The 632-nt window shown below is 69.5% G+C and carries 1 protein-coding gene and 1 rRNA gene; both read left to right on the top strand.

Annotated features, from left to right (window positions below; genetic code table 11):
- Positions 1-91 (top strand): 5S ribosomal RNA (gene rrf / locus ACFY04_RS35695); the annotation flags it as partial.
- Positions 92-314: 223 nt separating this feature from the next.
- Positions 315-632: hypothetical protein (locus tag ACFY04_RS35700; protein WP_389123547.1), on the top strand; the 318-nt coding region annotated here is incomplete at its 3' end.

Here is a 632-nt window from a genome sequence, read left to right on the forward strand (position 1 = left end):
GCCCGGTTACATTCCGAACCCGGAAGCTAAGCCTTTCAGCGCCGATGGTACTGCAGGGGGGACCCTGTGGGAGAGTAGGACGCCGCCGAACAATCTTTCAAAGGACCCTTGGTCCAGCGTTCAACGCTGGACCAAGGGTCCTTTTTTGTTTTTACCTCTTTACGCCGAAGCGCGGCCATGGGTTGGTTGCGCGAGAATGACTAGCGGTACCCCGAAGACAGGAGTCACACCCATGTCCAACTCTCCCGACGATCGTCCGGAGCGCGAGCCTCGGCGCAACGACGGCGGTGACAGGGGCGGCTACCGCGGGGGCCGTGACGACCGTGGCGGCGACCGTCCCCCCTTCCGCCGTGACGACCGTGGCGGTCGCCCGGCCGGCGGTGGCGGCGGCGGTTTCCGTCGCGATGACCGTGGTGGTCGCCCGGCCGGCGGTGGCAGCGGTGGCGGCTTCCGCCGTGACGACCGTGGTGGCGACCGTCCGTCGTACCCGCGTCGTGAGGACGACCGTGGCGGCCGTCCCTCCGGTGGCGGCAGCGGTGGCGGCTTCCGCCGTGACGACCGTGGCGGCGACCGTCCCAGCTTCCCGCGTCGCGATGACCGTGGTGGCGACCGTCCGTCGTACCCGCGCCGTG

This window comes from Streptomyces sp. NPDC001549 (genome assembly GCF_042894025.1).
Taxonomy (GTDB): domain Bacteria; phylum Actinomycetota; class Actinomycetes; order Streptomycetales; family Streptomycetaceae; genus Streptomyces; species Streptomyces kutzneri.